We start from the raw sequence: 25,591 nt of genomic DNA, 5'->3' as shown, positions 1-25,591 counted from the left end.
GATGACATCGGATTCGCAATGCGATATGTTTGCACTGCTTACATCAGCGTAGGAGGCGAAGTTAGCAGTGTCAACATCGGTAAAGCCGTATCACCATGGTGATCTTCGGGCAGCCCTGCTCGCTGCGGCGATTGAGGGCCTGGAAGCGGGCGAGCCATTCTCGTTGCGGGCCGTCGCTCGACGCGCAGGCGTGTCACCCACAGCGCCGTACCGGCACTTCGCGGACAGGGAAGCGCTGGACAGTGCGGTTGCGATCGAGGGATTCAGAGACCTGCGAGTGGACCTCGAGGCTGCATTGGCGGGCTCGACGGAGCCCGCGGCGCCCGCGGCGCCAGAAGAGGTGATCACGGCACTCGGAGTGGCCTACGTTGCGTTCGCCTTGAGACGGCCGGCCGTATTCCGGTTGATGTTCGGCAACGAATGCGACCAGGAGGACAGCGACCGTGTGCACGCCTCGGAGCAGCTTCACCAGATGTTGAACCAATCAATAGCGAGCCTTTTCCCGGGCGCCAACAACCCCAATTTGTCCATCGCGTTGTGGAGCGTGGCGCACGGACTGGCGTTCCTTCACCTCGACGGCAAGTTACGGCCTCAAACCAGCGACGACGTTGCAGCCCGCGTGAAGTCGGCGGTTGGGGCGCTCTTCGCGCTGAACAACAACACCTCGGGCGGCTAGTCCCGATCCCGCCACCTCCCTCAGGAGAACGAGCATGACACAACGCATCCTTCACGTCGTCACCAATGTCAGCCACTACCAGGATCCTTCGCACCAGACCGGCCTCTGGCTGTCCGAGCTGGTTCACGCCTGGGAAGTGTTCCAAGAGCGCGGTTTCGAACAGGACATTGTCAGCCCACAAGGTGGGCGGACCCCGTTGGAACCGCGCTCACTGAAGTTCCCCAGCTACGACAAAGCAGCTAAATCGTGGCACAACAACCCAGCACGGATGGCCCTGCTCGAAAACACCGCCGCCCCTGAGAACATCAACCCGGCCGACTACGATGCCATTTACTTCACCGGCGGTCATGCGGTGATGTACGACTTCCCTGACAGCGAAGGATTGCAGAGGATCACCCGCGAAATCTGGGAACGAGGCGGCATCGTGTCCTCGGTCTGCCATGGGTACTGCGGTTTGCTCAACATCAGGCTTTCGGACGGCAGCCTCCTCGTTAAAGACCGCAAGGTGACCGGATTCGCGTGGCAGGAAGAAGTGCTGGCTCGCGTCGACAAGCTGGTGCCATACAACGCGGAGGAGGAGATGAAGAACCGCGGAGCACTCTATGAGAAAGCCCTGCTCCCGTTCGTCTCCTACGCAATTGCGGACGGCAACCTGGTCACCGGCCAGAACCCGGGATCGGCGAAGGCGACTGCCCAGAAGGTTGCCGCGCTTCTCTAGAAATCTGCTGATAAGCAAGCAAAGGTGCTGGTCTTCCAGTGCGGCCTGGCGGTCCCAACTGATAAGCCTGGGACCGCCCTTGGAGGTTGGCCGTGGACAATGCCCTCTAGTTGGAAGGGAAGTTGTACGAGGCACCCGACGCGTGGTTGGTTTCCGGCCAGCGGGAGGTGATGACCTTGCCGCGGGTGTAGAAGGAGACGCCTTCGGGACCGTAGATGTGTTTGTCGCCGAACAGCGATGCCTTCCATCCACCGAACGAGTAGTAAGCCACCGGCACAGGCAACGGTACGTTGATGCCGATCATTCCCACGTCCACGGAACGTTGGAACTTCCGCGCAGCGGCACCGGAAGACGTGAAGATCGCGGTTCCGTTGCCGTACGGGTTGGAGTTGATCAGTCGGATGCCTTCCTCGAGGTCGTTCACGCGGACCACCACGAGCACAGGTCCGAAGATCTCCTCCTGGTAGGCGCTCATTTCGGTTTTCACGTGGTCGATGACCGTGGGACCTACCCAGAAGCCTTCCTCATGGCCGGGAACCACGAGGTCGCGTCCGTCCACCACCATTGCGGCACCAGCGGCTTCGGCTTCAGAGACTGTCTTGACGATGAAGTCCCGGGATTCGGGGCTGATTACGGGTCCCATGTCAGCATCGGCTTCTGTCCCGTTCTTGACCTTGACGTCGAGGGCGCGCTCTTCGACCTTCTTGACCAGCAGGTCAGCGGCATCACCGACGGCGACTGCAACCGAGATGGCCATGCAGCGCTGCCCGGCGGAACCGAAAGCCGCAGCGGCCAGATGGTCGGCAGCGTTGTCCAGGTCGGCGTCGGGCATCACGATCGCATGGTTCTTCGCCCCTCCCAACGCCTGGACCCGCTTTCCGTGCGCGGTGGCAACTTCGGTGATGTGCCGGGCCACAGGCGTGGATCCAACGAAGGAGATAGCGTCCACGTCCGGGTGGGTGAGCAGTCCGGAGACGACGTCGCGGTCACCATGCAGGACCTGGAAGACGCCGTCGGGAAGGCCTGCTTCCTTCCACAATTCGGCCATCAGCATGGCTGCGGACGGCACTCGATGCGAGGGCTTGAGGATAAACGCGTTACCGGTGGCAATGGCCATCGGAGCCATCCAGAGGGGCACCATAACGGGGAAGTTGAACGGGGTGATGCCGGCAACGACGCCCACCGGCTCCCGGAAGGAGAAGACGTCGATGCCCGTGGAAACCTGGTCGGAATATTCGCCTTTGAGCAACTGTGGGATGCCACAGGCAAACTCAATGACATCGAGGCCCCGGCCGATCTCGCCCTTGGCATCGTTGAGGACCTTGCCGTGCTCGGACGTGATCAGTTGGGCGAGCTCTTCGACGTGGGACGCCACCAGCTCACGGAATTTGAAGAGCACGGCGGTGCGCTTGGCCAGGGAGATGTCGCCCCAGGACTCGGCTGCTTTTTTTGCTGCTGCCACCGTGGTGTCAAGATCGGCGGCGCTGGCCAGTCGCAGTTCGGCCGTCACGGCTCCGGTGGCCGGGTTAAAGACAGGCTTGGTGGCGGTGCCGCTGCCGGCTGCCTCAGCGCCGCTGATGAAATGGTTGATGATGGTCATTACTGCTCCTGAAGTAGTTGGTGCTGCCCGGCATGGACGTCGTTGACTGTGCGGGGCAGGCCGGTGGCGAGTGATTCCTGGAGGGCCAGGCGGACGGCAAGGTTCTGTTCTGTCAGTTCCCGGTGGATGACTTCGGGGCCGGAGTTGCGCACCCAGGCACTGAACCGTTCGATTTCGGTTCTGAATTGGTCTTCGCCGATGTCAAACGATTCCGTTCGCCCGTCGCGCAAGGAAACGGTGACGCGTGCTATTTCGCCGGGGTCGGGGTCGAAGGCCTTATCGAGAGTGATCTGCCCTTTGGTTCCAATGACTTGGAAGGTGTGGGTTCGTGGCCCTTCGAACCCGCAATCCAGCGTGCCCAGGACGTCACCGTAATCAAGGATCGCCGCCACAGTGGTTTCCACGGCGTCGGTTCGGCTGGTGCCCTTTCCATAGACGGACTCCGGGGCGCGGCCCATGACCATGTTCATGATGTCGACGGCGTAACAGCCGACGTCGTTAAGGGCACCCCCGTCCATGCCTGGCTGGAGCCGGACCTCACTGTTGGTTCGGTCCATGGCGAAGTGGAAACGCGCGTGCAGGGAGACCAGCTCGCCGATCCTGCCCGAATCGATGAACTCTCGTACTTTCTGGTGCTGCGGATGGAAGCGGTACATGAACGCTTCCATGAGGTTCACGCCATTGCGTTCACACGCTTCGATGACCCTGCGGTAGTCGTGGGTGGTGGCGACCAGCGGTTTCTCGCAGAGAATGTCCTTCCCTGCTTCGGCGGCCGCAACAATCCAGTCAGCGTGCAGCGAGTTCGGGAACGGCAGGTAGACGGCTTCGATGTTTGGATCAGCCAGAAGCTCCTCGTGGGATCCATACGACGATGGAATATCGAACTGTGCAGCAACCTCCGCAGCTTTGCCGTTGGGGCTGCTGATGGCAGATGCCACGGCATTCCGCGCCCTGCTCATGGATGGCAGGAAACGTCCTTGTGCGATCCGTGCCGTCGTCAGCACTCCCCAGCGGACCGCGCTCACCCTCCGATCTCCGCATCAAGGTGACGCAGGAACTCAACGGACTGGCGGACGTCCCGGACCGGCCCTTCGTCCGTGGGTTCTGAAGTGAGGATGGTGTCCTGTTCCATGGTGAACCAGCCCTGGTAGCCGGCGTCCAGCAGGTCCCGGACGATCCCTGCGATGCCGACGTCGCCTTGCCCGAGAGGCACATACATGCCTTCCTTGACTGCGTCCGTGTAAGAGCTTTCGCCAGCCTGGACGCGCCGCGCTACCTTCGTCCGCACGTCCTTGAGATGGGTGTGGCCGATGCGTGCCGCGTAGTCGCGGACCAGCAGTCCGGGATCGGTGCCGCCGATGAGCAGGTGGCCTGTGTCCAGGCAAAGGTTGGCTGCCGTGTCGTTGAGGACGCGGTCCACATCCGAGGTGGTCTCAATCATGGTGCCTACATGCGGGTGGACCACCGCTTGGATTCCCTTGTCCGCAGCGGCCTTGACCACGGCGTCAAGGTTCCGGCCGAACAATTCCCACCCTTCGGCGTCGAGCACGTGGCGCTGATCGTAACCGGCAACACCGGTCTCAGCTGCCAGGACCATGATGCTGGCTCCTGCGGCCTCGTAGGCATCCAGTTCAGCAGCGACCACTTCCAAGGGATTCCTGGACGGATCATGAAGAATGACCGGGAAGAAGCCTCCGATGGCCTGCAGCTTGTGCTGTTTCAAGACCTCGGCGCGCCGGGCTGCTTGTTCGGGCAGGAAGCCGGCTGGCCCAAACTCGGTGGCGCTGATGCCCAGTGTGGTCATTTCGGACAGGACCTTATCCGCGTCGAGTTGGTGGCCCCATCCGGGGACTTCACAGACTCCCCACGAAATGGGTGCTGCGGCGAGGCGGCTGGTGATGGTGCTCAATCTGATCCTCCAAGTACGTTCTGGTCCCAGTCGATGACTGAGCCTGTGACTACACCGCTCCTGTCGGAGAGGAGAAAAACAATGAATTCGGCGATCTCGTCCACTTGTCCGAGCTTTCCCATGGGGACGGATGCGTTGGCCTTCTCCAGCCAGTCATCCCCCGCGCCGTGGAACTTCTTTTGTGTTTCGGCTTCGCCATCTGTGGCGGTCCACCCGATGTCCAGGCCGTTAATGCGGATCTTGTCCCAACGGTGCGCGTGGGCGGCATTTCTGGTAACGCCAGCCAGGCCCGCCTTCGCCGCTACGTACGGCGCCAGATACGGCTGCCCGCCGAGTTCCGCGATGGAAATGACGTTCAGGATGCTTCCTGGAACACCCCTGCTGCGAAGATGCTTGATGGTCTCGGCCATGACGAAAAACGGAGACTTCAGGTTCACCGCCATGTGGGCATCAAACAGCTCTGGCGTGGTGTCCAGCATGGTGCCTCGGGTAGTCAGGCCGGCCGCATTGACGGCGCAGTCGAGCTGCCCGAACGCCGCTACCGTTTCCAGGACAGAGTTCCGGGCTTGTTCAACATCAGCGAGGTCTGTCTTGATGAACCGGGCTTCAACCCCGGTGGCGGTGATCCCGGCAGCGAGCTGCTCGCCCGAGTCGGCGTTCCGTCCGGTGATGGCAATGCCGGCGGCTCCTTCCTCAGCAGCACGTCGTGCGACACCAGCTCCCAGTCCCTGGGTGCCTCCGCTGATGAGGATCACTTTGTCCTTGAGGAGTGCCATTGTTATGCCTGCCCGATTTTCACAACACGCCCGGAGCGCGCCGACTCTTCTGCCGCGTTCGCCAGCAGGAGAGCTTGGAGTCCGTCGTCGAATCCTGGACTGCAGGCCGTGCCGGAACGGACAGCGGATGCGAAGCTGTCCAGCTCGCTGCGGTAGGCCTCGGCGTAGCGCTCCAGGAAGAAGTTCAGGTAGGGGTCGGCTTCTTCCGCGCCGGCCGCGGTGAACTTCCGCACGCTGGTGGGGGTGAGGTTGCCGGCGGTGAGCATGCCTTCGCTGCCGAAGGCTTCGAGGCGCTGGTCATGGCCGAAGGCGCTGTGGCGGGAGTTAATGATGGTGATCTGTTCCCCGTTGCGGCCACGCAAGGTGATGACCACGGAGTCGAAGTCGCCGGCTTCCTCGATGTAGTCGCAGAACAAGTTGGAACCGGTCGCTGAAACTTCGATGATCTCCGGAACGAAGAACCGGGCCATGTCCAGGTCATGGATGCTTTGATCCCGGAAGATACCTCCGGAACTGGCGATATAGGCGGCCGGGGCGGGTGCAGGATCGCGGCTGATGATGGTCAGTTGCTCCAGCTTGCCGATTTCTCCGGCGGCCACGCGGGACTGGACGGCGGCGAAGTTGGGGTCAAAGCGGCGGTTGAAGCCGAGCATGAGCGGCGTTTCGCTGCCGCGAAGGCTGTCCCGGCAGGCCAGGACGCGGTCCAGGTCCAGGTCGATCGGCTTCTCACAGAGTGCTGCCACCCCGTGTGCTGCCGCCCGTGAAATGAGGTCGACGTGGGTGCTGGTGGGCGAGCCGATGATCACAGCATCCAGGCCATCGATGGCGAAGACCTCGTCAGCAGTTGCGACGGCCGCGGCGCTGGTTCCAGCGGCAAGAGCCTGTGCACCGTCGATAAACGGGTCCGCGATGGCAACCAGTTCAAGCCCGGGATTGGCCAGGATGTTGCGGGCGTGGACTTGGCCAATGCGGCCTGAACCGAACAGCGCTACCTTGAGGGGACGGTCAGCAGACATTGATGGGGGTCCTTTCCAGAGGGGTGCCCGGCGTTGAGCGGGCGTGGTTTATGGTTTTGAGAACTGTCATGGCGTCGCCACAGCTGCTGGTTTCCGGCCGGCGAGGACATCCACTGCGCCCTGGGCGGCGTCCCTGACGGTGTGCGCCATGCCTTGGCGGGTGAAGCCCATCAGGTGCGGGGTGAGCACTGCATTGGGATGGTCAAACAGCGGATGATGCGTGGGTGGTTCGGGATCGAAGACGTCCAGGCCGAGCCCGGACAACTGCCCGGACTTCAGCGCCTCGTACGCGGCATCGAGGTCGATCAAGCCGCCCCTGCTGCAGTTGATAAGGACCGCCCCAGTCTTCATGGCTTTCAGCCGCGAAGCATCCATGAGGTTCTGGTTCTCGGATGTCAGCGGTACGTGCAGGGTGGTGAAGTCACTGCCGGCCAGCAGTTCCTCCACGCTGTCACAGCGGATCGCGGCCGGGATCTCGGCGTAGGGATCGTAAGCCAGCACTTTCAGGTCAAATGCTTCGGCAATGCGGGCAACACGGCGGCCAATACGGCCATACCCGATGATTCCCAGCGTGAATCCCTCCAGATCACCAACCACGACGTCGGTGCGATGCTCCCAGCGACCCTCGCGAACCAGCGCAGTCAGCGGAGACAGCTTCTTGACCAGGGACAGTAAGTGGGCGAAGACGCCTTCAGCCACTGAGGCCGTATTGCTTCCGGGCGTGATAACTACCGGGATGCCGCGGCGGTGGGCCTCGGCGAGGTCAACGAGGTCAGTGCCCACGCCCGTTCTCGCAATGACTTTGAGAGCGGGCATACGGTCCAGCATGTCCCGGTCCACGCGAAAGGCGGCCCGTACGATTGCTGCCTCAGCAGTGGCAAGATCCTCTGCCGTGGGGTGTTGGACGAGTCGCTGGTTTTCCGAGAGCAGCGGTTCAACCAGATCTGGTTGGACGCTGCCAAGAGCGACAAAGATTTGAGGTGTGGTTAAAGGAGCCATCGTCATCCTTGAAGATGTGGGTGTGGGAGCGCTGCTGGATGTAGCCCAGCAGCAGGGAGAGGTGTGGTTAGAGCCCGAGCAGGCTGGACGTGCGGACCACCAGATGTGGCGTTACGGGGTGGTGCGCAAAGCCGTTGCCCTCGCCGTGGATACGTTCCAGGAGGGTTTTGGCCCCGGTGACGCCAATAGTTGAGCTATCCGGGTCCACCGTGGTCAGGCCGAGACGGGGCATGGCGCCCAAGGCAATGTTGTCGTAGCCGGTGATGGCCACTTCAACTCCCCGCTCATCGGCGGCTGTCATGGCGCCGAAAGCGGCGAGGTCGTTGATGCAGGCAAGGGCCGTGGGGCGTTCGTGCTTGGACCGGGTGGAGCCCAGTGCCCGCTGGGCGGCGACGTAGCCGGATTCCTGGAAGAAATCAGTGTCCACCACGGTGATGTGGCGGGACAGGCCGTGTTCTTCCATGGCTGCCGAGTAGCCGTCCACGCGGGCACGGCCCACCGAGCCCCCCAGTCCGCCCAGATGCACAATGTTTTCGTGACCTTGGGCGATCAGGTGCTCAACGACCATCGCCATGCCTTGGGTGTCATCACTGCGGACCACATCAGCGGTGTCGATGTAGTCCGGTCCGCCACCGGCAAACACGACGGCTCCGCCCGATACTGCGCGGTTGAACGGTGCCTTGTCCGGCACCGTTCCCACCACCAGCAACCCGGCCACACGCAGATCCCGGAACGCCTGGAGAATGGATTGGTCCACTCCCCTGTCGGCCGCGGTGACAGCACTGAAGAGGACGGTGTGACCAGCCTCTTCCAGCACTGTCCTGGCGGCGTCGGCAACATCGAAAGCCCAGGGGTTGTGCATGTCACTGACCAGAACGCCGATGGTTCCGCTGTCCCGGGTTGCCAGGGAACGGGCGGCGAGGTTCAGCTCGTAGCCCATCTCCTCCACAACCTTCAGCACCCGCTGGCGGCGCTCGTCACTGACGCGGGGTGAATCGCGCAGGACGAGCGAGACCAAGGACTTTGAAACACCGGCACGTTCTGCCACGTCCATGATCGTTGGCCGCCGGGCGGATGAAGAGGCCATGGTTATGCCCGCGCTGCCGTTGTGCCGTGGATTTCCTCGATCTTCTGCCACTGACCGGACAGCGACGACGTTTCGGCGGCACTGACAATCGCTGCAGCCGACGCGGCATCGTGGATATTGGAGTTTTCCTGCGCTCCGCCGGCGACGGCTACCAGGAACTTCTTGGCTTCAATGACTTTGAGGTCGTCAAAGCCCATGCTGTTGCCGGGGCCGGGCTGGAAGTAGGAGTAGTCACCGTGGCGGGGGCTCGCGTTAACGGTGGTGTAGCCCTGTTCCTCGTTGTTGCGGCCCAGGCAGACTTTGAGTTCGTTCATGCGTTCGAAGTCCCACTTGAGTGAACCTTCGGTTCCGTAGACCTCGATCTGGTAGCCGCACTCGGGTCCGACGGCGACACGGGAGGACTCGATGGTGCCGACGGCTCCAGCGCCGACTGCGGACGGGCCGAATCGGACCAGCGCGGCGGCGTAGTCCTCATTTTCGACCTCTCCCATTTCACCGTTCTCTATCACTGCGAAGTGCGTCCCGGATCCCATTGCCAGCTTGGGGCGCTGTGTGTAGACCGTGCTGGTCAGCGCGGTCACCTCGGCGATGGGTCCAACTACATATTGGCACAAGTCCGTTGCGTGGCTGAACAAGTCTGCAAGTACGCCTGTTCCGGCGAGTTTTCGGTCGAATCGCCACGACAAGGCACCATTGGGTTCGGAGGCGTAGCCCGAGAAGAACACGGCGCGGACATTGGTGATCCGGCCGAGCTTATCTTCAGCTACCAGCTTCCGTGCGTGCTCAACGGCCGGAGCGTGGCGATAGTTGTAGCCGATGGATGTCACGACGCCGGCCTCCAGCGCCGCTTCCTGCACGGCTGCCGTTTCGTCGTAGCCGCGTCCAACGGGCTTTTCGATCCAGAAGTGCTTTCCGGCCTTGGCCGCTGCGATCCCGATTTCGGCATGCAGGAAGTTGGGGGCACAAATGGAGACAACGTCCACATCCGGGTGGTTCAGGACATCGTTGTAGTCCGTGGTGCCTTCGGCGAATCCGAGGACGTCGCGGGCGTAGTCCACCCGGTTCGGGGCCGTATCCGCCGCGATGACGAGCTTGGTTGTCAGGCCAAGGTCCGGGTATGCGTAAGGGACGGTCTGGTAGGCGCGCGAGTGGAGCTTACCCATCCATCCGACGCTGATGAGGCCGACACCGATGGTGCGCGATTCTGGGCTCACGTTCATGCCTTTCTTGTTTGACATCTGTTTGGTTAGTTGCGTGCGGTGTCGAAGGCGTCACGGAACGCCGCCGCCATGATGGTGGAGTCAGAGCCGATGGCTACGAACCGGAAGCCTTGCCGGACGTATTTCGCTGCCCCGTGTCCGTCCACGGCGAGGATGCCTGCCGCTTTGCCATGTGCTTCGGCTGCGGCCACGACCCGTTGCAGCGCCTCCTGGAAGGGATTGCTGTCCAGTTGCAGCGGGACCCCCAAGGCGTAGGACAAGTCCAGCGGACCAACGAACAGGACGTCCACACCGTCCTGGGCTGCGATCTCTTCCACGGTGTCCAGTGACTCCAGGGTTTCGATCTGGATGATCCCCACAGTGCTCTGCTGGGCTGAGCTCAAAGGAGCCCGGTCCATCCCCCAACGGCAAGAACGGTTATAGGTTGCCACGCCACGATCGCCGTGCGGCGGGTACAGCATGTGCCGCACGGCGGCTCCCACTTCCACCACACTGTTCAGCCGCGGCACCATGATCCCGGCCGCACCTTGGTCCAGGACACGTCCGATGCGGATCCGCTCGCCGCTCTCCACCCGAACGATGGTGGGCACTCCGTAGCTTCCGGCGGCCAGGACACCGTCCCGAACGGAGTCTTCGCCGCCCGAGCCGTGTTCAAGGTCCACCAGCACCCAGTCGGCGCCGGAAGCTGCGCAAACCTCAGTGGCAATGGTGGAGGACATTCCGACGAACGTCCCCACGGTGACTTCTCCAGCTGCCAAGCGGCGCCGCAGCTTCCCGCCGTCCAGAGGGCCGCCGTCGAACAGTTCCGCGCTCATCCGAACCACCGCTGGCTGCCGCGTGCTGTCTCGTAATCCGAGCGCAAGGATTGAACCCATTCTTGGTCCGAGACTTCGGCCGGCGCCACGTCCCACCAGACGTCGCCGCCGGGCAGGTCCACGTGGGGAACGGTGGGAACCACAATCACCACGGGGCCTGCGGTGTTGCGGGTGGAGGACAGTGCTTCCCGCACCTCGGCGGCGGTGGTGGCGCGGATGGCCAAGGCGCCGAGTCCTTCGGCGATCTGGCGCAGGTCCACCTTGAGGTAATCGCCGTCCAGCCGGGCCTTTGGGGCGTCGTCGACGGCGACACTTCCGCCGGTGGTGCGGTAGCGGAATTCGTTGCCGAATTCGCGTCCCATGCGGTTCATTTGGAGGCGGTGGATGACTTGGTAACCATGGTTTTCGGAGACAACGATGGTGACGTTGAGTCCTTCCTGGGCCGCGGTGAGGATCTCGGTGGGCGCCATGAGGAACGTGCCGTCGCCGATGAAGGTGACCACACGGTTCTCGTTATTGCCTTCGGCCAGGCGCACGCCCATGCCTGCCGCGATCTCGTAACCCATGCAGGAGAATCCGAATTCCAGGTGGCAGTTACGGTTTCCCGTGGCGTCCCAGACCTTCTGCAAGTCACCGGGCGGGCCTCCGGCTGCCGCGATGATCGTGTCGCCGGAGCGGGCGTGTTCCTGCATGAGGCCAATGAGCTGCGGCTGGGTCAGCACCGCTCCCGTGACCGGAGCGTCCGGGTGATCTTCCGGACGGTAGGCGGTGTCGGCGTCGAGCCACTTGGCACGGATGGGTTCCCATGAGGCCTTTTCGGCGTGGACTGTCTCCTGCCAGGCTTCGCTGGTGGAGTGGCCTTCCAAGGCCTCGGCAAGCGCTTCCAGGCCCAGGCGGGCATCGGCCAGGATGCCTGTGGCGCCTTGTTTACGGGTATCGGCGTCCACGATGTTCAACGCAGCGAACCGGACGTTCGGATCCTGGAAGATCGACTGCGATCCGGTGGCGAAGTCCGTCAACCGTGTACCGACGCTGAGCACGAGGTCCGCCTGCTTCACCAGGGTGTTGGAGGCGAAGTTGCCTTCAAGCCCGACACCACCCACCTGCCACCATTCGTTTTTGGTCACGGCCCCCTTGCCACCGAAGGTTTCCACCACTGGAACGCCAATTTGTCCGGCCAGTGCTTCCAGGGCGGCGTGGGCGTCGGAGTAGTGGATGCCGCCGCCGGCGATGATCACCGGACGCTCGGCGTTGCGGATGAGGCGGGCGACGTCGTCGATCTCTTCCAGGTCCGGCAACGGCCGGCGGATCTTCCAGTCGCGGGGTTCGAAGAATTCCGCCGGGAAATCATAGGCGTGGGATTGGACGTCCTGGGGCAGCGAGATGACCACTGCTCCCGTGTCGGTGGGGCTGGTCAGCACGCGCATGGCCTGCGGGAGTGCAGTCAGGAGCTGTTCCGGACGGTTGATCCGATCAAAGAAGCGCGAGACCGGACGGAAGGCATCGTTGACCGTGGCATCGGCTTCCGTGGGGTGCTCCAACTGCTGGAGCACCGGACCCTGATGGCGCGTGGCATAAGTATCGCCCGGCAGGAGCAGCAGTGGGATCCTGTTGACGGTTGCCAGGCCTGCGGCGGTGACCAGATTCAATGCGCCCGGGCCAATGGAGGCCGTAACGGCGAGTACGGCCTGGCGGCGGCTTGCCTTGGCGTACGCAGTGGAGATGTGGGCCAAGTACTGCTCATGGCGGCCTTGGATGAACGGCATGTCATCGGCGAGTTGGTCCAGTGCCTGGCCCAGCCCGGCCACGTTGCCATGGCCGAAAATCCCCAGCGCGGCGGGAACCAAGCGACGGCGGACACCGTCGGCCAGAGAGTACTGCACGGAGAGATACTTGACGACCGCCTGGGCGGTGGTGAGCCTGATGGTTTGAGATGGTGTGGTCATTGCCTTACTTCCGATTCGGGGTTGGTTTACCAGGAGCGTCCGTGCAGGATGATCGTCTTTTCTTCGGTCATCTCCTCGACGGCCGAGCGGACGCCTTCCTTGCCGATGCCGCTGCCTTTCAGGCCGCCGTAGGGCATGAGGTCCGCGCGCCACAGCGGGGTCCAGTTGACATGGATGTTGCCGGCGTCGATCTGCCGCATGGCCTGCACTGTGGTGGCGACATCCCTTGTGAAGATGCCGGCGCCGAGGCCGTACTCGTTGTCATTGGCCATGGCGATGGCCGATTCCATGTCCTGGGCTGAGGAAACGGCCACGGCGGGGCCGAACAGTTCATTCCGGCTCAGCTTTGACCGTGGGTCGACTCCGGCCACGACGGCGGGAGTCACCACGGCGCCGTCGCGCTCGCCTCCTGTCAGGACCCGGGCTCCGGAGTGGCGGGCCTCGTTGATGGAGGCGTGAACCCGTGCCGCTTCTTCCTCGGAGATCAACGAACCGATCCGGGTGTCGTCTTCCTTGGGGTTGCCCACGGAGATGGCTTCCACTTTGGGAACCAGCGCGTCCAGGAAATCTGCTTCAACACGGCGATCCACGATGACCCGCTGCACGGAAATACAGACCTGCCCGGAATTGATGAAACCGCCTGCCGCCACAGCGCTGGACGCCAACTCGAGGTCGGCATCGGGCAGGATAATCACCGGGCAGGAAGCACCGAGTTCGAGCGAGAGCTTCTTCACGCCGGCGATGTTGCTGATGCGGGTTCCGGTGGCGGTGGAGCCCGTGAAGGACACCTTGCGCACTCGGGGATCCGTGACAAGAACATCGCCCAGGGTGCTGCCAGGCCCGGTGATGACGGACAGCGCCTCCGGGGGCAGGCCGGCGTCGACGAAGCACTGTGCCAGCTTCAGCGCCGTCAGCGGCGTCGCCCGGGCAGGCTTAAGGACGACGGCGTTTCCGGCTGCCAGCGCGGGTGCAATTTTGTGCAACACCAGCAAGGCGGGGTAGTTGAAGGGGGTGATCGCGACGACGATCCCCACCGGTTGCCGCAGGGTGAAGCCAACTTTGTCCAGCCCCGTTCCTGCGTTGGCGTCCAAGGGGAGCGTGGAACCGTAGAGCTGGCTTCCCTCGTAGGCGGCCAAGCGGATGATGTTGCCTGAACGTGACGCCTCTCCCCTGGCTTCCGTGATGGGTTTTCCGGTTTCAGCGCTAATAGTCTGGGCGATGTCCTCAGCCCGTTCATCGGCCAATGCCGCGGCGCGGAGCAGGATGTCGACCCGAACGTGCGCAGGGGTGGTCCTTTGCAGGTGGGCGCCGGTCTCTGCCCGGTCAAGGGCATCTTGGGCGTCTTTGACCGTGGCGACCGGGACGGTGTCGATCGTCCTGCCGTCAAACGGCGAGCGGACTTCCTCCGTCCTGCCGTCAGCTGCCTTGCGCCAGTTTCCGGCTATTAGCATTTCCATGGTTGCTCCATCCAGGGGTTGTAAACGTTCGCTGTTACGTCTGCGGTCAGTGGCGCTTGGTGTTGCTTTCCGGTGCGGCGTCGGCCACTCCGGCTACTTCGGCTTTGACTTCGTTGAGTGCCTCGGCGTGACCCCCGAGTTGCTCCAGCTCGTGGGCCAATTCGGCCAGTTCGGCTCCGCCGGCCATCTGGGCCGTCAGTTCTTCCAACGTGATGTCCTTCTTCTCGTAGTAACCGATGGACTTGCCACGTTTAAGCAGCAGGAACCGATCGCCCACGGGGAAGGCGTGATGCGGATTGTGGGTAATGAAGATGACGCCGAGTCCGCGGTCGCGCGCCTGCAGGATGTAGCGGAGCACCACACCGGACTGCTTGACGCCCAGAGCTGCAGTGGGCTCGTCCAGGATCAGCACCTTCGCGCCGAAGTACACCGCCCGGGCGATGGCGACGCATTGGCGTTCACCGCCGGAAAGCTGGCCGATTGGCTGTTCCACATCGCGGAGGTCAATGCCCATCTCGGCAAGTTCCTTGAGCGTGATGTCCTTCATCTTCTGGACATCCAGGCGTCGGAAAGGACCCGCGCCGGTGGTCAATTCGGAGCCGAGGAAGAAGTTCCGCCAAATCGGCATGAGTGAAACAACGGCGAGGTCCTGGTACACAGCTGCAATACCGGCGTCGAGCGCTTCGCGCGGCGAGCCGAGCTTGCGGTCCTCGCCCATGATCCTGAAAGAGCCTTCGTCGTGCTGGTGCAGGCCGGCAATGATCTTGATCAGGGTGGACTTGCCGGCACCGTTGTCACCCAGGACGCAGGTGACGCGGCCGTTGTCCACGGCCATGGTCACGTCCCGGAGAGCGATGACATTGCCGTAGTGCTTGCCCACGTTCTCCAGCGAAAGCAGGTGCACCGGTGTGTGCGTCAGCGGGTCCTTTTCATCCTTCAGCAGGGTCTGCTGGTCAATTTGCTGTGAGTTCATGATGGCTACTTGCTTTCGGCTCGACGCTTGACGATGAGGTTCACGATGGTGGCCAGCAGAAGCATCAGGCCAAGGAAGAACTTGAACCAGTCCGGGTTCCACTGCGCGTAAACAATGCCCTTGTTGGCCATGCCGAAGATGAACGCACCGATCGCGCCACCCACTGCTGAGCCGTAGCCGCCGGTCAGGAGGCAGCCGCCGATGACTGCGGCGATGATGTAGAGGAACTCGTTGCCTACGCCTTCGCCGGATTGCACTGTGTTGAAAGCGAAGAGGTTGTGCATTCCCAGGATCCAGCCGCAGAAACCGACAGCCATGAACAGGCCGATTTTGGTCTTGGTCACCGGAACACCCACAGCGCGGGCAGCGTTGGCGTCGCCGCCCACCGCGAAGATCCAGTTGCCCACCCGGGTGCGGAGCAGGACCCAGGAAGCCACTATCACCAGGGCAATCCAGATAAACACCGTGACGTTGACGTCGACTCCGCCGATCTTGACGCTGGACGCGAAGATTGCCCGTGCGGCGTCGAACCCGTCGATGTCCGAGATGGACGGCGTAGCAACGGCGCCGCCGATCAGGCGGGTCAGGCCGAGGTTCAGGCCCGCGAGCATGAGGAAGGTTGCCAGAGTTACGATGAAGCTGGGCAGCTTGGTCTTGACCAGGATCCAGCCATTGATGAACCCGATGCCCAGCGAGACAACCAGGGCAAACAGGACTCCCACCCAGATATTCATGCTGAAGTACCAGCTGAACATGGAGGCGGACAGTGCAGAGGTGATGACGGCGACGCCGGTGGAGAGATCGAACTCGCCGCCGATCATGAGCAGGGCAACGCCCACGGCCATGATGCCGATCGTGGAACTTCCGTAGAGAACGGTTGCCAGTGAACTGGGCTGGAGGAAGACGGGCGCGATTGCGGAAAAGAAGATGAACAGGACGACGGCCCCAACGAGGGCACCGATTTCCGGGCGGACCAACAATTTCTGAAAGGCGTTCCGGGTGCTGACGCGCTCATCCGAAGGGGCGGTTAGGACAGCATTGGCCATGATTTACTTACTCCTTTGGCGTGGGATGCCGGGCAGTTGGGGTCCGGCATCCCGACGGTTTCTTCGTGGTTAGCGGATACCGGCCTGGGCGAATGCGGTGACGTCCCCGGCGTTGCTCTTGTCCACCACGGCAGGGCCGGTGTAAACCTGCTGGCCGCCGCCCACTTTGAAGCCACCAACCTTGCTCAGCCAGATGGCGTCAACGCTGCCGTAACCCTGTAGGTACGGCTGCTGGTCCACCGTGAATTCAACGCTTTCGTCTTCGATTGCCTTAGCCAGTTCGGCGTTGAGGTCGAAGGAAGCAACCTTGATCTTGCTTCCGGTTTCCTTGACAGACTTCACAATGGTGAGCGTGAAGGGAGCTCCGAGGCCGACGATGGCGTCGGCGCCGGGTGTTGATTGGAGCTTGGCAGACACGGTGGACGAAACCGAGGTCATGTCGGCGCCGTTGACGTTGAGGATTTCGGTGCCCGGAACGTTTTCCTTGATACCGGCGCAGCGGTTCTCGAGGCCTACGTGGCCCTGCTCCTGGATGACACAGATCGGGTGCTTGATGCCTTCCTCGGCCAGTCGCTTTCCGACCGTCACACCAGCGAGTTTGTCGCTCTGTCCGAAGTGGGTGAAAGCACCCAAGGCCTTGGATTGGTCCTCTCCGGCGTTCATGCTGACCACTGGAATGCCGGCGTCGACAGCCTTCTTGACGACGTCCTTCAGCGCATCCGGCTTGGCCAAAGTGACCACAATGCCATCCACTTTCTGGTCAATGGCCTGCTGCACAAGCTGCGCCTGGCGGCCGCCCTCTGCGTCCCCGCTGTAGAGAAGTTCCACATTGTCCTTCTTAGCCGCGGTTTCGGCGCCTTTGCGGACGATGTCCCAGAAAGTGTCTCCTGCCGCAGCGTGGGTGATCATAGCTACCTTGATGCGCGCTGTGTCTGCTGCTTGGCCTGCGGATCCGCTGTCCGCCCCGGCTGCCTCAGTCTTGCCCCCGCCTGCAGAACATGCCCCCAACGCCAGGAGCGGTACAACGGCCAGCGCCAGTGCGCCCTTCCGCAAATTGAACTTCGCCACGTGAAATCTCCTTTGATTCGCGTATTTTCACCGTTACCCGCACTGCTGCGCCTTGCGAAGGCATGGTGGGAGAACGGAACAACGTCGATGTGAACGGATGTGATCCACCTCGCTTTGTGGAACGCTCCAACGCTAAATCAAGGCTTGACCAAATGTCAATGGAGCGTTCCAATTGAGTTATGACTTCGCCCAACACACCACAATTGATTGCCTCCTGCTGGACCAGCGCAGGCAATGTTGCCCCGCTCAGCAAGCCCGAGAACAGCCCAGTTCCCATCGAGGAGCGCGTTGACGCCATTGCCACAACAGGATGGGCAGGGCTTGGCCTTGCCCACGACGATCTTTTGACCATCAGGGACACCATAGGCTTCCCGGAACTACGGAGAATCTCAGACCAAGCCGGCCTCGGCCACGTGGAAGTGGAACTGCTGAGCAGCTGGTGGGACGATTCCCGCTCCCATGAATGGAGGCCTCAGTTCGACCTCCTGCTCGACGCCGCCGAAGCCCTGGATGCCAGCTTTATCAAGGTGGGAACCGCCATGGGTGAAGGCCTCGAGGACTACACCCGGTTCGTGGCGCCATTGCAGCAAATCACCAAGGAAGCCGCCAACCGTGGGACCCGCATTGCGTTGGAACCCATGGCCTTTTCCATGGTGGATTCGATCCCCCACGCAGCAGATCTCATGCGCTCCGTGGACATGCCCGAGTGTGGGCTGGTGGTGGACTACTGGCACGTGTTCCGGCACGGGACAACGCCCGAAGAACTCGCACAGAAGCTCACGGTGGACCAGATTTTCGGAGTCGAGTTGAACGATGCCGACGCCGAAGTCCGCGGCACACTATTCGAAGACACCAGGGACCACCGTCGGCTTTGCGGCCAAGGCGATCAGGACGTCACGGGGTTTATTACTACTCTGCTGGACATCGGTTTCCATGGTCCGTGGGGCGTGGAAATACTTTCCAATGCCCACCGCGCCCTCCCTGTCCGCGAGGCTCTCGCCGTCGCGCACTCAACGGCGTTATCTTGCTTTCCGAACTGACACGTCCTTCACCTGAAACCAGCAGGCAGGCGCACCTCCACGACGATTGGGGTCAAAGGGTCAGTCACGTGGCGCTGCCGTGACAAGGCGCGACAACTCAGAACCCGGTGCCGCGAGACGGTCCACAGCGTCGAAGACGAACTGCTGCATCGCGGCGGCAGCCGCCGAAGGTCCGACGTCGTTGCGTCGGGCAAGGTTGACGGTGCGCGTCAGTGAGGGACGCACCAAACGTGCGCTACGGAGCCCGGGACGGTCGATGACCACCATCGCGGGCACCACCGCCACGCCCAGCCCGCGTTCCACGAACCGAAGTACGGCGTCCATTTCCCCACCCTCGACGGCGATCACGGGCTCAAACCCGGCCGCGGAGAACGCAGCATCGGTAGCCCCACGCAGCTCATAACTGCGGTTGAACGCCACCTGCGGCTCGCGGGAGAGTTCCTCGAGAGTGAATTCTTCCGGCGACCCTGATGTGGCAGCTGAAATGACCACCAGTTCTTCGGATAACAGCGGGACCAACTCGGTGCCCGAAACGGAGGGATCTGTTCCCCGCGTGACCACCAGGGCCAAATCCAACGCGCTTTCGTTGAGGGCCTCCACCAGAAAACGCGAACCACCTTCTGTGATGTGCAATTCCACTCCCGGATGAGCGCTGCGGAAGGCGGCCAGCACATCGGCCACCAGCGAGACGCACAACGTTGGCGGGGCGCCGAGGCGAACGCGGCCGCGGCGCAATCCTGCCAGTTCCTGGATCTGGTCCTCGGCTGCTTTCGCATCGCCGAGCATGCGGCGGGCAATGGGCAGGAGTAGCTCGCCCGCGTTTGTCAGTGTCACCCCTGTGGGCCGGCGGTGAAAGAGCGCCGTACCGAGATGGGCCTCAAGTGTGGCGATCTGTCGGCTTAGTGAGGGTTGTGCGAGGTACAGCTCCTCGGCCGCGCGCGTGAAATGCCCGACGCGGGCAACCATCTCGAAGGAGCGCAACTGTTCCAACTTCATGGTCATAGCATAAACGCATCAGTCCAAGCAGGATAATTCATTGGAGACATCGAGCCTGCCCTCCTACCGTTGTGGGTATGAACCTCTCATCTTCTCCAGAACGTCTCATGTCCACCTCAGTGCTTGTCATCGGCACCGGCGGCGCCGGCCTGCGCGCCTCGATTGAACTCGCCCAGAGAGGGGTTGAGGTGCTGGCCGTGGGTAAGCGGAGAAAGCACGATGCGCACACGAGCCTGGCGGCCGGCGGCATCAACGCTGCTTTGGGCACCATGGACCCGGAAGACAGCTGGGAGCAGCACGCCGCCGACACTTTGCGTGAGTCGTACTTCCTGGCCGACCCGACCATCGTCGAAACTGTCGCTCGGCACGCTGCCCGCGGTATTGAGGACCTCGAGCAATGGGGGATGCCTTTCGCACGCGAAGAGGATGGCCGCATCTCCCAGCGCTTCTTCGGCGCGCACAAATACCGCCGCACTGCCTATGCCGGGGATTACACCGGACTGGAGATCCAGCGCACACTCATGCGCCGGGCGGCAGAGTTGAGGGTTCCCATCATCGACACCGTGTACATCACCCGGCTATTGGTCGCCGACGGGACCATTTTTGGGGCCTATGGATTCGACATCATTGATGGCACGCCAATAGAGATCCACGCCGATGCCGTCGTCCTCGCCGCAGGCGGCCACACGCGCATCTGGCGCCACACCTCCTCACGACGCGACGAGAACACCGGCGACTCCTTCAGGCTGGCGGCGCTGGCGGGTGCCCGGATACGCGACGCCGAACTGGTCCAATTCCACCCCTCGGGCCTGCTTGAGCCGGACGACGCCGCTGGGACATTGGTCTCCGAGGCGGCCCGCGGAGAAGGTGGAATCCTCACGAACGCACTCGGTGAGCGCTTCATGGAACGTTACGACGCCGAGCGAATGGAGCTCTCCACCCGTGACCGGGTTGCACTTGCCGGATTCACCGAGGTCGCCGAAGGCCGTGGGACTGAAAAAGGCGGGGTTTACCTGGACGTCTCCCACCTGCCGCGGGAGACCATCATGGAAAAACTGCCCCGGGTCTACCGCACCCTGATCGACCTTCAAATGCTGGACATCACCACTACCAAGATCGAGATCGCGCCCACCGCCCACTACTCCATGGGCGGGGTATGGGTTGCACCGGAGGACCACGGGACAGGAGTAAAAGGACTGTACGCCATCGGAGAGGCATCCTCGGGCCTGCATGGAGCCAACCGCCTCGGAGGAAACTCGCTGATTGAACTACTCGTCTATGGGCGAATTACCGGTGAGCATGTGGCCGAATACGTACGTTCCCGCACCGACGTCCGTCGGGATCCAACAGCCGTGGGGCTGGCCCGCAACGAAATGCGCGGCCTGCTGAACGGGGAAGGTACAGAGTCAGCGCGCCGTCTGCAGCGTGAACTGCGCAATCTCATGACCGAACACGCCGGTGTGGTCCGCACCGAGCAGGGGCTGCAGGAGGGACTCAGGAAGCTGGCCGATGTGGAGGAACGCGCCCGCTTCGTTACGGCGCACCCGGACATCGCGGGGTTCGACGACCTGGCCCACGCCTATGACCTACTGGGCTCCCTCCTCGCCGCACGAGCTACCCTGGAGTGCGCGCTGGAACGCCGCGAAACACGGGGAGCGCATAACCGGGCTGACTTCCCAGCGCTGGATCCGTCACTGCAGGGCAACTTTGTCTGGTCCCCCGGCGGAGGCGTCACCTTCGAGCCATTGGCCCCGGCTCCAGACTCCTTCCGGGCCTTGGCCGAGGCCCACGCGGAGGACTCCGTCGCTGGCAAGCTTGTCGAGTGAAGCGCACCCGCCAGGTTCCGTTCCGGGCAGCGACGCCGATTTGCCTTTAGGCTGACTTTTGCGAGTGATCCCAACCATGACGACGGAGGACGACCATGACCGAATCAAATACCCATGCCCGGGCTGAGAAGTTGAAGGCTCTGCATGAGGCACCGGAAATCCTGAGTGTGGTCAACGTGTGGGACGCCATCAGCGCCTCGACCGTTGCAGCCCTTCCCGAGACGAAAGCCATTGCCACCGCCGGGCACTCGATTGCGGCCGCGTATGGCTACGCCGATGGGACCATGCCCCTTGATGTCGCGCTGGATGGCGTGAAGAGGATCGTCAACGCGGTGGACCTTCCGGTCACAGCAGACCTCGACGACGGCTATGAAGACCCAGCCGAAACAATCCGTCGCGCAATTGGCATCGGCGTCGTGGGCGCCAACGTCGAAGACCGCCTGCGCCCCTTCGACGAAGCCGTCGCCCGAGTGAAGGCGATCGTCGACGCCGCCAACGGCGAAGGCATCGCGTTCCAGCTGAACGCACGCACCGACGCCATCGCGAAAGGCGGTGACCGACCAATCAAGGACAGCATTGAAGACGCCATTGCCCGTGGTCGCGCCTTCCTGGATGCAGGCGCAGCGCTGGTATTCGTGCCTGGCGCCCTGACACGCGACGTCATCGAGCCGCTCGTCGCAGGCCTGGGACACGGCAAGTTGTCTGTGATCGGCGCCCCCGGAGCGCTTCCCGCAGCCGAGCTCCAGGAACTGGGCGTCGCGCGGGTTTCCTACGGTCCTTTTACCCAGCGGGTCGCCTTGCGTGCGCTCCAGGATCTCGCCGCCGATCTGTATGGTTCCGGCGTCATCCCCAAGGACACTCCGGCCCTGAACTAGAACAAGGAAACCGGTCCGGCATCACCCACCGGACCGGTCACGGGCCAGATCGCGTGCCGATCACCGCGGCCGACACAGGAACCGGGTTCGGCGTCGCCGCTCAGTGGTGCAGCCGCATGCGTTGGAGCACGGTGGCCGATATTTCTTCCACGGACATGGACGCGGAGTTGACGTAAGGGATGTTGTTGGCCCGGTACATGTCCTCGGCGTTGCGCAGCTCAAAGGTGCACTGGTTCAGCGAGGCGTAGTTGCTTCCCGGCCGGCGTTCCTGCCGGATTTGGCTGAGGCGGACGGGCTGGGAGGTCAGCCCGAAACATTTGTTCGCGAAGGGCAGCAAGGGTTTCGGGAGGGTCATGGTGTCAAAGTCTTCCTCCACCAGGGGGAAGTTCGCGGCGAGGATGCCGTGCTGCAGGGCCAGATACATGGTGGTGGGCGTTTTCCCGCACCGCGACGGGGCGATGAGTATCAATTCGGCCCGTTCGAGCGCCCGAAGCGACTGACCGTCGTCGTGCTCTATGGCGTATTCGACGGCGGCCATGCGGGATTGGTAGCGGACGGCGTCGCCCACGCCGTGGGCCTGGCCGGGTTTGCCGTTGGCCTGCGCACCAAGGGTTTGTTCGAGTTGTCCGATGTGGGCTCCGAACAAGTCGAAGAACTGCCCGCGGCTCCGGGAAAGAATCGCCCGGATGTCCTGCCCTACAGCAGTGGAAAAGATGACCGGCAGGGAACCACTTTCCGCGACCCGATCGATCAGCGCCACTACCTCGCGCGCTTGCTCGACGGTGGTGATGAACGGAATGGTGCGCCGTTCCAGCCGCTGGCCCGGGAACTGCGTCAGCAGCGTATTGCCGAGCGTTTCAGCCGTGATCCCCGTGCTGTCGGAAAGGAAGAACACCGTGGGGGCAGGCGCGGAGCCTGCCCCCACGGTAATGTGGTCTGCCATTTAGGCGGTGGTGCTGGTGGTACGTGTGGTGCGGGCCAGGCGCAGCCAGGTCTCGGTCACGGCATCGGGATTCAGCGAAATCGAACTGATGCCCTGTCCGAGCAGCCACTCAGCGAAGTCCGGGTGGTCGCTGGGACCCTGGCCGCAGATCCCCACATAGCGGCCCTTGGCGCGGCACGCCGTGATCGCCATCTCCAGCAGTTTGGTCACGGCCGGATTCCGCTCATCGAAGCCTTCAGCAACCAGGGCAGAGTCGCGGTCCAGTCCCAGGGTGAGCTGGGTGAGGTCGTTGGAGCCGATGGAGAAACCATCGAAATACTCCAGGAACTCATCGGCCAGAAGTGCGTTGGCCGGAAGTTCGCACATCATCACTATCTCCAGCCCGTCCTCTCCGCGGCGGAGCCCGTTGGCGGCGAGGAGTTCGGTCACGCCGCGGGCCTCGTCCAAGGTCCGTACGAACGGGACCATGAGTTTGATGTTGCTCAGGCCCATCTCGTTGCGGACGTACTTCAAGGCTTCGCATTCGAGTTCGAATGCCTGACGGAACGAGGATGACAGGTACCGGGACGCGCCACGGTACCCGATCATCGGGTTCTCCTCCTCCGGTTCGAAAGCCGGACCACCGATGAGGTTTGCGTACTCATTGGACTTGAAGTCCGAGAGCCGGATGATGACCGGTTCCGGTGCGAACGCCGCGGCAATGGTGGCGATGCCTTCGGCCAGGCGGCGGACATAATAATCGCGGGGACCGTCATAGGCGGCGGTCTTTTCCTGGATCTGCCGGACAGTGTAGTCATCCAAGGCAGCCGGACGCTCAATCTCACCTGCCACCGCCAACAAGGCGTTGGGGTGGACGCCGATCTGCCGGTTGATGATGAACTCCAGACGGGCCAAGCCCACACCATGGTTGGGGAGCTTGGAGAAGCTGAACGCCTGTTCCGGGGTTCCCACGTTCATCATGATCTTCACCGGAGCTTCCGGCATGGTCTCCACACTGGTCTCGTGCAACGAGTACTCCAGCAAACCCTCATAGACCAGCCCGGCCTCGCCCTCCGCGCAGGACACCGTGACCGGGGCCCCGTCTTTGAGGATCTGGGACGCGTACCCGGTACCGACCACGGCGGGGATTCCCAACTCCCGGGCAATGATGGCTGCGTGGCAGGTCCGTCCGCCACGGTCAGTGACAATAGCGGCAGCCTTCTTCATGATCGGTTCCCAGTCCGGATCCGTCATGTTCGCCACCAGGACATCGCCCTCCTGGAAGGATGCCATCTGATCGATCGAGGACAGCACCCGGACCTGCCCGGCACCAATCCGCTGACCGATCGCCCGTCCCTCCACCAACACCGTGGAACGTTCCGCGAGGGTGTACCGGGACGTGGTACCCGCAGCTTTACGGGACTCGACGGTTTCCGGGCGGGCCTGAAGAATGTACAGCTCACCATCCACACCATCCTTGCCCCACTCAATATCCATCGGACGGCCATAATGTGCCTCGATGGCCACTGCGTGCCGGGCGAGCTCCTGGACTTCGGCATCGTTCAGGCTGAAACGGCTCCGCAACTCCTGCGCCACCGGAACGAAGTCAACGGTCCGGCCAACTTCCACCGAATCCGTGTAGACCATCTGCACGGCCTTCTCCCCCAGACCCCGCTTGAGCACGGCCGGCCGCCCTGCTGCCAGTGCTGGCTTGTAGACATAGAACTCATCAGGGTTCACAGCACCCTGCACCACGGCCTCCCCCAGCCCATACGAGGACGTGATGAACACAGCGTCAGTGAAGCCAGTTTCGGTGTCCATGGTGAACATCACCCCGGAAGCGCCGACGTCGGAACGCACCATGCGCTGAATACCGGCCGAAAGCGCCACTTCAGAATGGGTGAAGCCGTGATGTACCCGGTAGGCAATGGCCCGGTCGTTATACAAGGAAGCGAAGACGTCCTTGATGGCGAGCAAGATGTTGTCGACGCCGCGGATGTTCAGGAACGTCTCCTGCTGACCGGCGAATGAGGCGTCCGGAAGGTCCTCGGCCGTGGCGCTGGAACGCACGGCCCACGACACGTCCCCGCCGTGCTCCCGCGTGAGGCGCTCATAAGCGGTCCGGATGTCTTCTTCGAATCCGGCCGGGAACGGTGTTTCGCCGATCAGGTGACGGATTTCCTGGCCCACCTTGGCCAAAGCGGTGACATCGCTGCTGTCCAGGCCTTCCAGGATGCCTTCGATCCGGGCATCCAACCCGGACTCCGCCAGAAAACGCCGGTAAGCGTCCGCCGTCGTCGCGAATCCGCCCGGAACTTTCACCCCGGCAGAGGCGAGATTCCGGACCATTTCGCCGAGTGATGCATTTTTGCCGCCAACCTGGTCAAGGTCGGACAAGCCAAGCTCAGAAAACCAAAGAACGTTAGTCATAAATTGTGTCCTCCATTGGGCACGCTCTGACAAGCGCTAAAAAACTAGGTCATGCAAGGATCAAGGCTCAAGCTCAGTGGAAGCAAATAGATGTGACTGGCGCAACATATGCGCGATGTAACGAAAGGTCATCAAGGGCATGGAGCGCAGACCGGGGGTGTACGAGGGGTCAGGGTGGTTCCCCAATATCAGGTTT

General features: G+C 62.6%; 22 protein-coding genes. 5 read left to right on the top strand and 17 right to left on the bottom strand.

Going from position 1 to position 25,591, the window contains the following annotated elements; genetic code table 11:
- Nucleotides 1-67 precede the first annotated feature (67 nt).
- On the top strand, nucleotides 68-676 hold the full coding sequence (locus BMY91_RS09040; RefSeq protein WP_090821078.1) for a TetR/AcrR family transcriptional regulator: 609 nt from the start codon (nucleotides 68-70) through the stop codon (nucleotides 674-676).
- 34 nt (nucleotides 677-710) lie between these two features.
- Nucleotides 711-1,394, top strand: a complete 684-nt coding sequence (locus BMY91_RS09035) for a type 1 glutamine amidotransferase domain-containing protein (RefSeq protein ID WP_090821076.1) — start codon at nucleotides 711-713, stop codon at nucleotides 1,392-1,394.
- Between the two features lie 106 nt (nucleotides 1,395-1,500).
- Here BMY91_RS09035 and BMY91_RS09030 read toward each other — a convergent pair whose 3' ends face one another.
- The 14 genes from BMY91_RS09030 to BMY91_RS08965 all read right to left on the bottom strand — a co-directional run bounded on the left by BMY91_RS09030 (nucleotide 1,501) and on the right by BMY91_RS08965 (nucleotide 17,306).
- The gene (locus BMY91_RS09030; protein WP_090821074.1) at nucleotides 1,501-2,994 is read right to left on the bottom strand and encodes a CoA-acylating methylmalonate-semialdehyde dehydrogenase; all 1,494 of its coding nucleotides are present in this window, start codon (nucleotides 2,992-2,994) and stop codon (nucleotides 1,501-1,503) included.
- On the bottom strand, nucleotides 2,994-3,998 hold the full coding sequence (locus BMY91_RS09025; RefSeq protein ID WP_256212695.1) for a Gfo/Idh/MocA family protein: 1,005 nt from the start codon (nucleotides 3,996-3,998) through the stop codon (nucleotides 2,994-2,996). Before BMY91_RS09025 ends, BMY91_RS09030 begins: the two co-directional genes overlap by 1 nt.
- Nucleotides 3,999-4,015: 17 nt before the next feature.
- Nucleotides 4,016-4,903: a sugar phosphate isomerase/epimerase family protein gene (locus BMY91_RS09020; RefSeq protein ID WP_090821070.1), complete on the bottom strand. Its 888-nt coding sequence runs from the start codon at nucleotides 4,901-4,903 to the stop codon at nucleotides 4,016-4,018.
- Nucleotides 4,900-5,685 carry an SDR family oxidoreductase gene (locus BMY91_RS09015; RefSeq protein WP_218143837.1) on the bottom strand — a complete coding sequence of 262 codons (786 nt, stop codon included), beginning with the start codon at nucleotides 5,683-5,685 and terminating at the stop codon, nucleotides 4,900-4,902. Before BMY91_RS09015 ends, BMY91_RS09020 begins: the two co-directional genes overlap by 4 nt.
- On the bottom strand, nucleotides 5,682-6,695 hold the full coding sequence (gene iolG, locus BMY91_RS09010; protein ID WP_090821066.1) for an inositol 2-dehydrogenase: 1,014 nt from the start codon (nucleotides 6,693-6,695) through the stop codon (nucleotides 5,682-5,684). Before iolG ends, BMY91_RS09015 begins: the two co-directional genes overlap by 4 nt.
- A 66-nt stretch (nucleotides 6,696-6,761) precedes the next feature.
- On the bottom strand, nucleotides 6,762-7,694 hold the full coding sequence (locus tag BMY91_RS09005; protein ID WP_090821064.1) for a hydroxyacid dehydrogenase: 933 nt from the start codon (nucleotides 7,692-7,694) through the stop codon (nucleotides 6,762-6,764).
- A 67-nt stretch (nucleotides 7,695-7,761) separates the two neighbouring features.
- Nucleotides 7,762-8,748 carry a LacI family DNA-binding transcriptional regulator gene (locus tag BMY91_RS09000; protein ID WP_256212694.1) on the bottom strand — a complete coding sequence of 329 codons (987 nt, stop codon included), beginning with the start codon at nucleotides 8,746-8,748 and terminating at the stop codon, nucleotides 7,762-7,764.
- Between the two features lie 35 nt (nucleotides 8,749-8,783).
- Nucleotides 8,784-9,995, bottom strand: a complete 1,212-nt coding sequence (locus BMY91_RS08995; protein WP_090821737.1) for a Gfo/Idh/MocA family protein — start codon at nucleotides 9,993-9,995, stop codon at nucleotides 8,784-8,786.
- Between the two features lie 32 nt (nucleotides 9,996-10,027).
- Complete coding sequence (locus BMY91_RS08990; RefSeq protein WP_090821060.1) at nucleotides 10,028-10,816, bottom strand: HpcH/HpaI aldolase family protein; 789 nt, start codon at nucleotides 10,814-10,816, stop codon at nucleotides 10,028-10,030.
- A complete protein-coding gene (iolD, locus tag BMY91_RS08985) occupies nucleotides 10,813-12,762 on the bottom strand; it encodes a 3D-(3,5/4)-trihydroxycyclohexane-1,2-dione acylhydrolase (decyclizing) (RefSeq protein ID WP_090821058.1) in 1,950 nt (649 codons plus the stop codon). Before iolD ends, BMY91_RS08990 begins: the two co-directional genes overlap by 4 nt.
- A gap of 26 nt (nucleotides 12,763-12,788) precedes the next feature.
- Nucleotides 12,789-14,219, bottom strand: coding sequence for an aldehyde dehydrogenase family protein (locus tag BMY91_RS08980; protein ID WP_090821056.1), 1,431 nt, complete (start codon nucleotides 14,217-14,219; stop codon nucleotides 12,789-12,791).
- A gap of 46 nt (nucleotides 14,220-14,265) precedes the next feature.
- On the bottom strand, nucleotides 14,266-15,192 hold the full coding sequence (locus tag BMY91_RS08975) for an ATP-binding cassette domain-containing protein (RefSeq protein WP_090821054.1): 927 nt from the start codon (nucleotides 15,190-15,192) through the stop codon (nucleotides 14,266-14,268).
- 5 nt (nucleotides 15,193-15,197) lie between these two features.
- On the bottom strand, nucleotides 15,198-16,238 hold the full coding sequence (locus BMY91_RS08970) for an ABC transporter permease (protein WP_090821052.1): 1,041 nt from the start codon (nucleotides 16,236-16,238) through the stop codon (nucleotides 15,198-15,200).
- A 69-nt stretch (nucleotides 16,239-16,307) separates the two neighbouring features.
- Nucleotides 16,308-17,306: a substrate-binding domain-containing protein gene (locus BMY91_RS08965; RefSeq protein ID WP_090821050.1), complete on the bottom strand. Its 999-nt coding sequence runs from the start codon at nucleotides 17,304-17,306 to the stop codon at nucleotides 16,308-16,310.
- 179 nt (nucleotides 17,307-17,485) lie between these two features.
- Here BMY91_RS08965 and BMY91_RS08960 point away from each other — a divergent pair, with 179 nt between their 5' ends.
- Nucleotides 17,486-18,346, top strand: a complete 861-nt coding sequence (locus BMY91_RS08960) for a sugar phosphate isomerase/epimerase family protein (protein ID WP_090821048.1) — start codon at nucleotides 17,486-17,488, stop codon at nucleotides 18,344-18,346.
- Nucleotides 18,347-18,406: 60 nt separating this feature from the next.
- Here the strand turns inward: BMY91_RS08960 and BMY91_RS08955 are convergent, their stop codons facing one another.
- Nucleotides 18,407-19,348, bottom strand: a complete 942-nt coding sequence (locus BMY91_RS08955) for a LysR family transcriptional regulator (RefSeq protein WP_177179884.1) — start codon at nucleotides 19,346-19,348, stop codon at nucleotides 18,407-18,409.
- A 71-nt stretch (nucleotides 19,349-19,419) separates the two neighbouring features.
- On the opposite strand from BMY91_RS08955, the gene BMY91_RS08950 reads away from it, so the two are divergent.
- Nucleotides 19,420-21,168: an L-aspartate oxidase gene (locus BMY91_RS08950; protein WP_090821046.1), complete on the top strand. Its 1,749-nt coding sequence runs from the start codon at nucleotides 19,420-19,422 to the stop codon at nucleotides 21,166-21,168.
- 95 nt (nucleotides 21,169-21,263) lie between these two features.
- Complete coding sequence (locus tag BMY91_RS08945; RefSeq protein WP_090821044.1) at nucleotides 21,264-22,043, top strand: isocitrate lyase/PEP mutase family protein; 780 nt, start codon at nucleotides 21,264-21,266, stop codon at nucleotides 22,041-22,043.
- Between the two features lie 100 nt (nucleotides 22,044-22,143).
- Here BMY91_RS08945 and BMY91_RS08940 read toward each other — a convergent pair whose 3' ends face one another.
- Together BMY91_RS08940 and ppsA are read right to left on the bottom strand one after the other, a co-directional pair.
- The gene (locus BMY91_RS08940) at nucleotides 22,144-22,986 is read right to left on the bottom strand and encodes a pyruvate, water dikinase regulatory protein (RefSeq protein WP_090821042.1); all 843 of its coding nucleotides are present in this window, start codon (nucleotides 22,984-22,986) and stop codon (nucleotides 22,144-22,146) included.
- Complete coding sequence (ppsA, locus tag BMY91_RS08935) at nucleotides 22,987-25,395, bottom strand: phosphoenolpyruvate synthase (protein ID WP_090821040.1); 2,409 nt, start codon at nucleotides 25,393-25,395, stop codon at nucleotides 22,987-22,989.
- Between the last annotated feature and the right edge of the window lie 196 nt (nucleotides 25,396-25,591).

The sequence above is a fragment of the Arthrobacter sp. yr096 genome, from assembly GCF_900108925.1.
Classification (GTDB): Bacteria; Actinomycetota; Actinomycetes; order Actinomycetales; family Micrococcaceae; genus Arthrobacter.
This window is presented reverse-complemented; position numbering and strand designations above follow the sequence as displayed.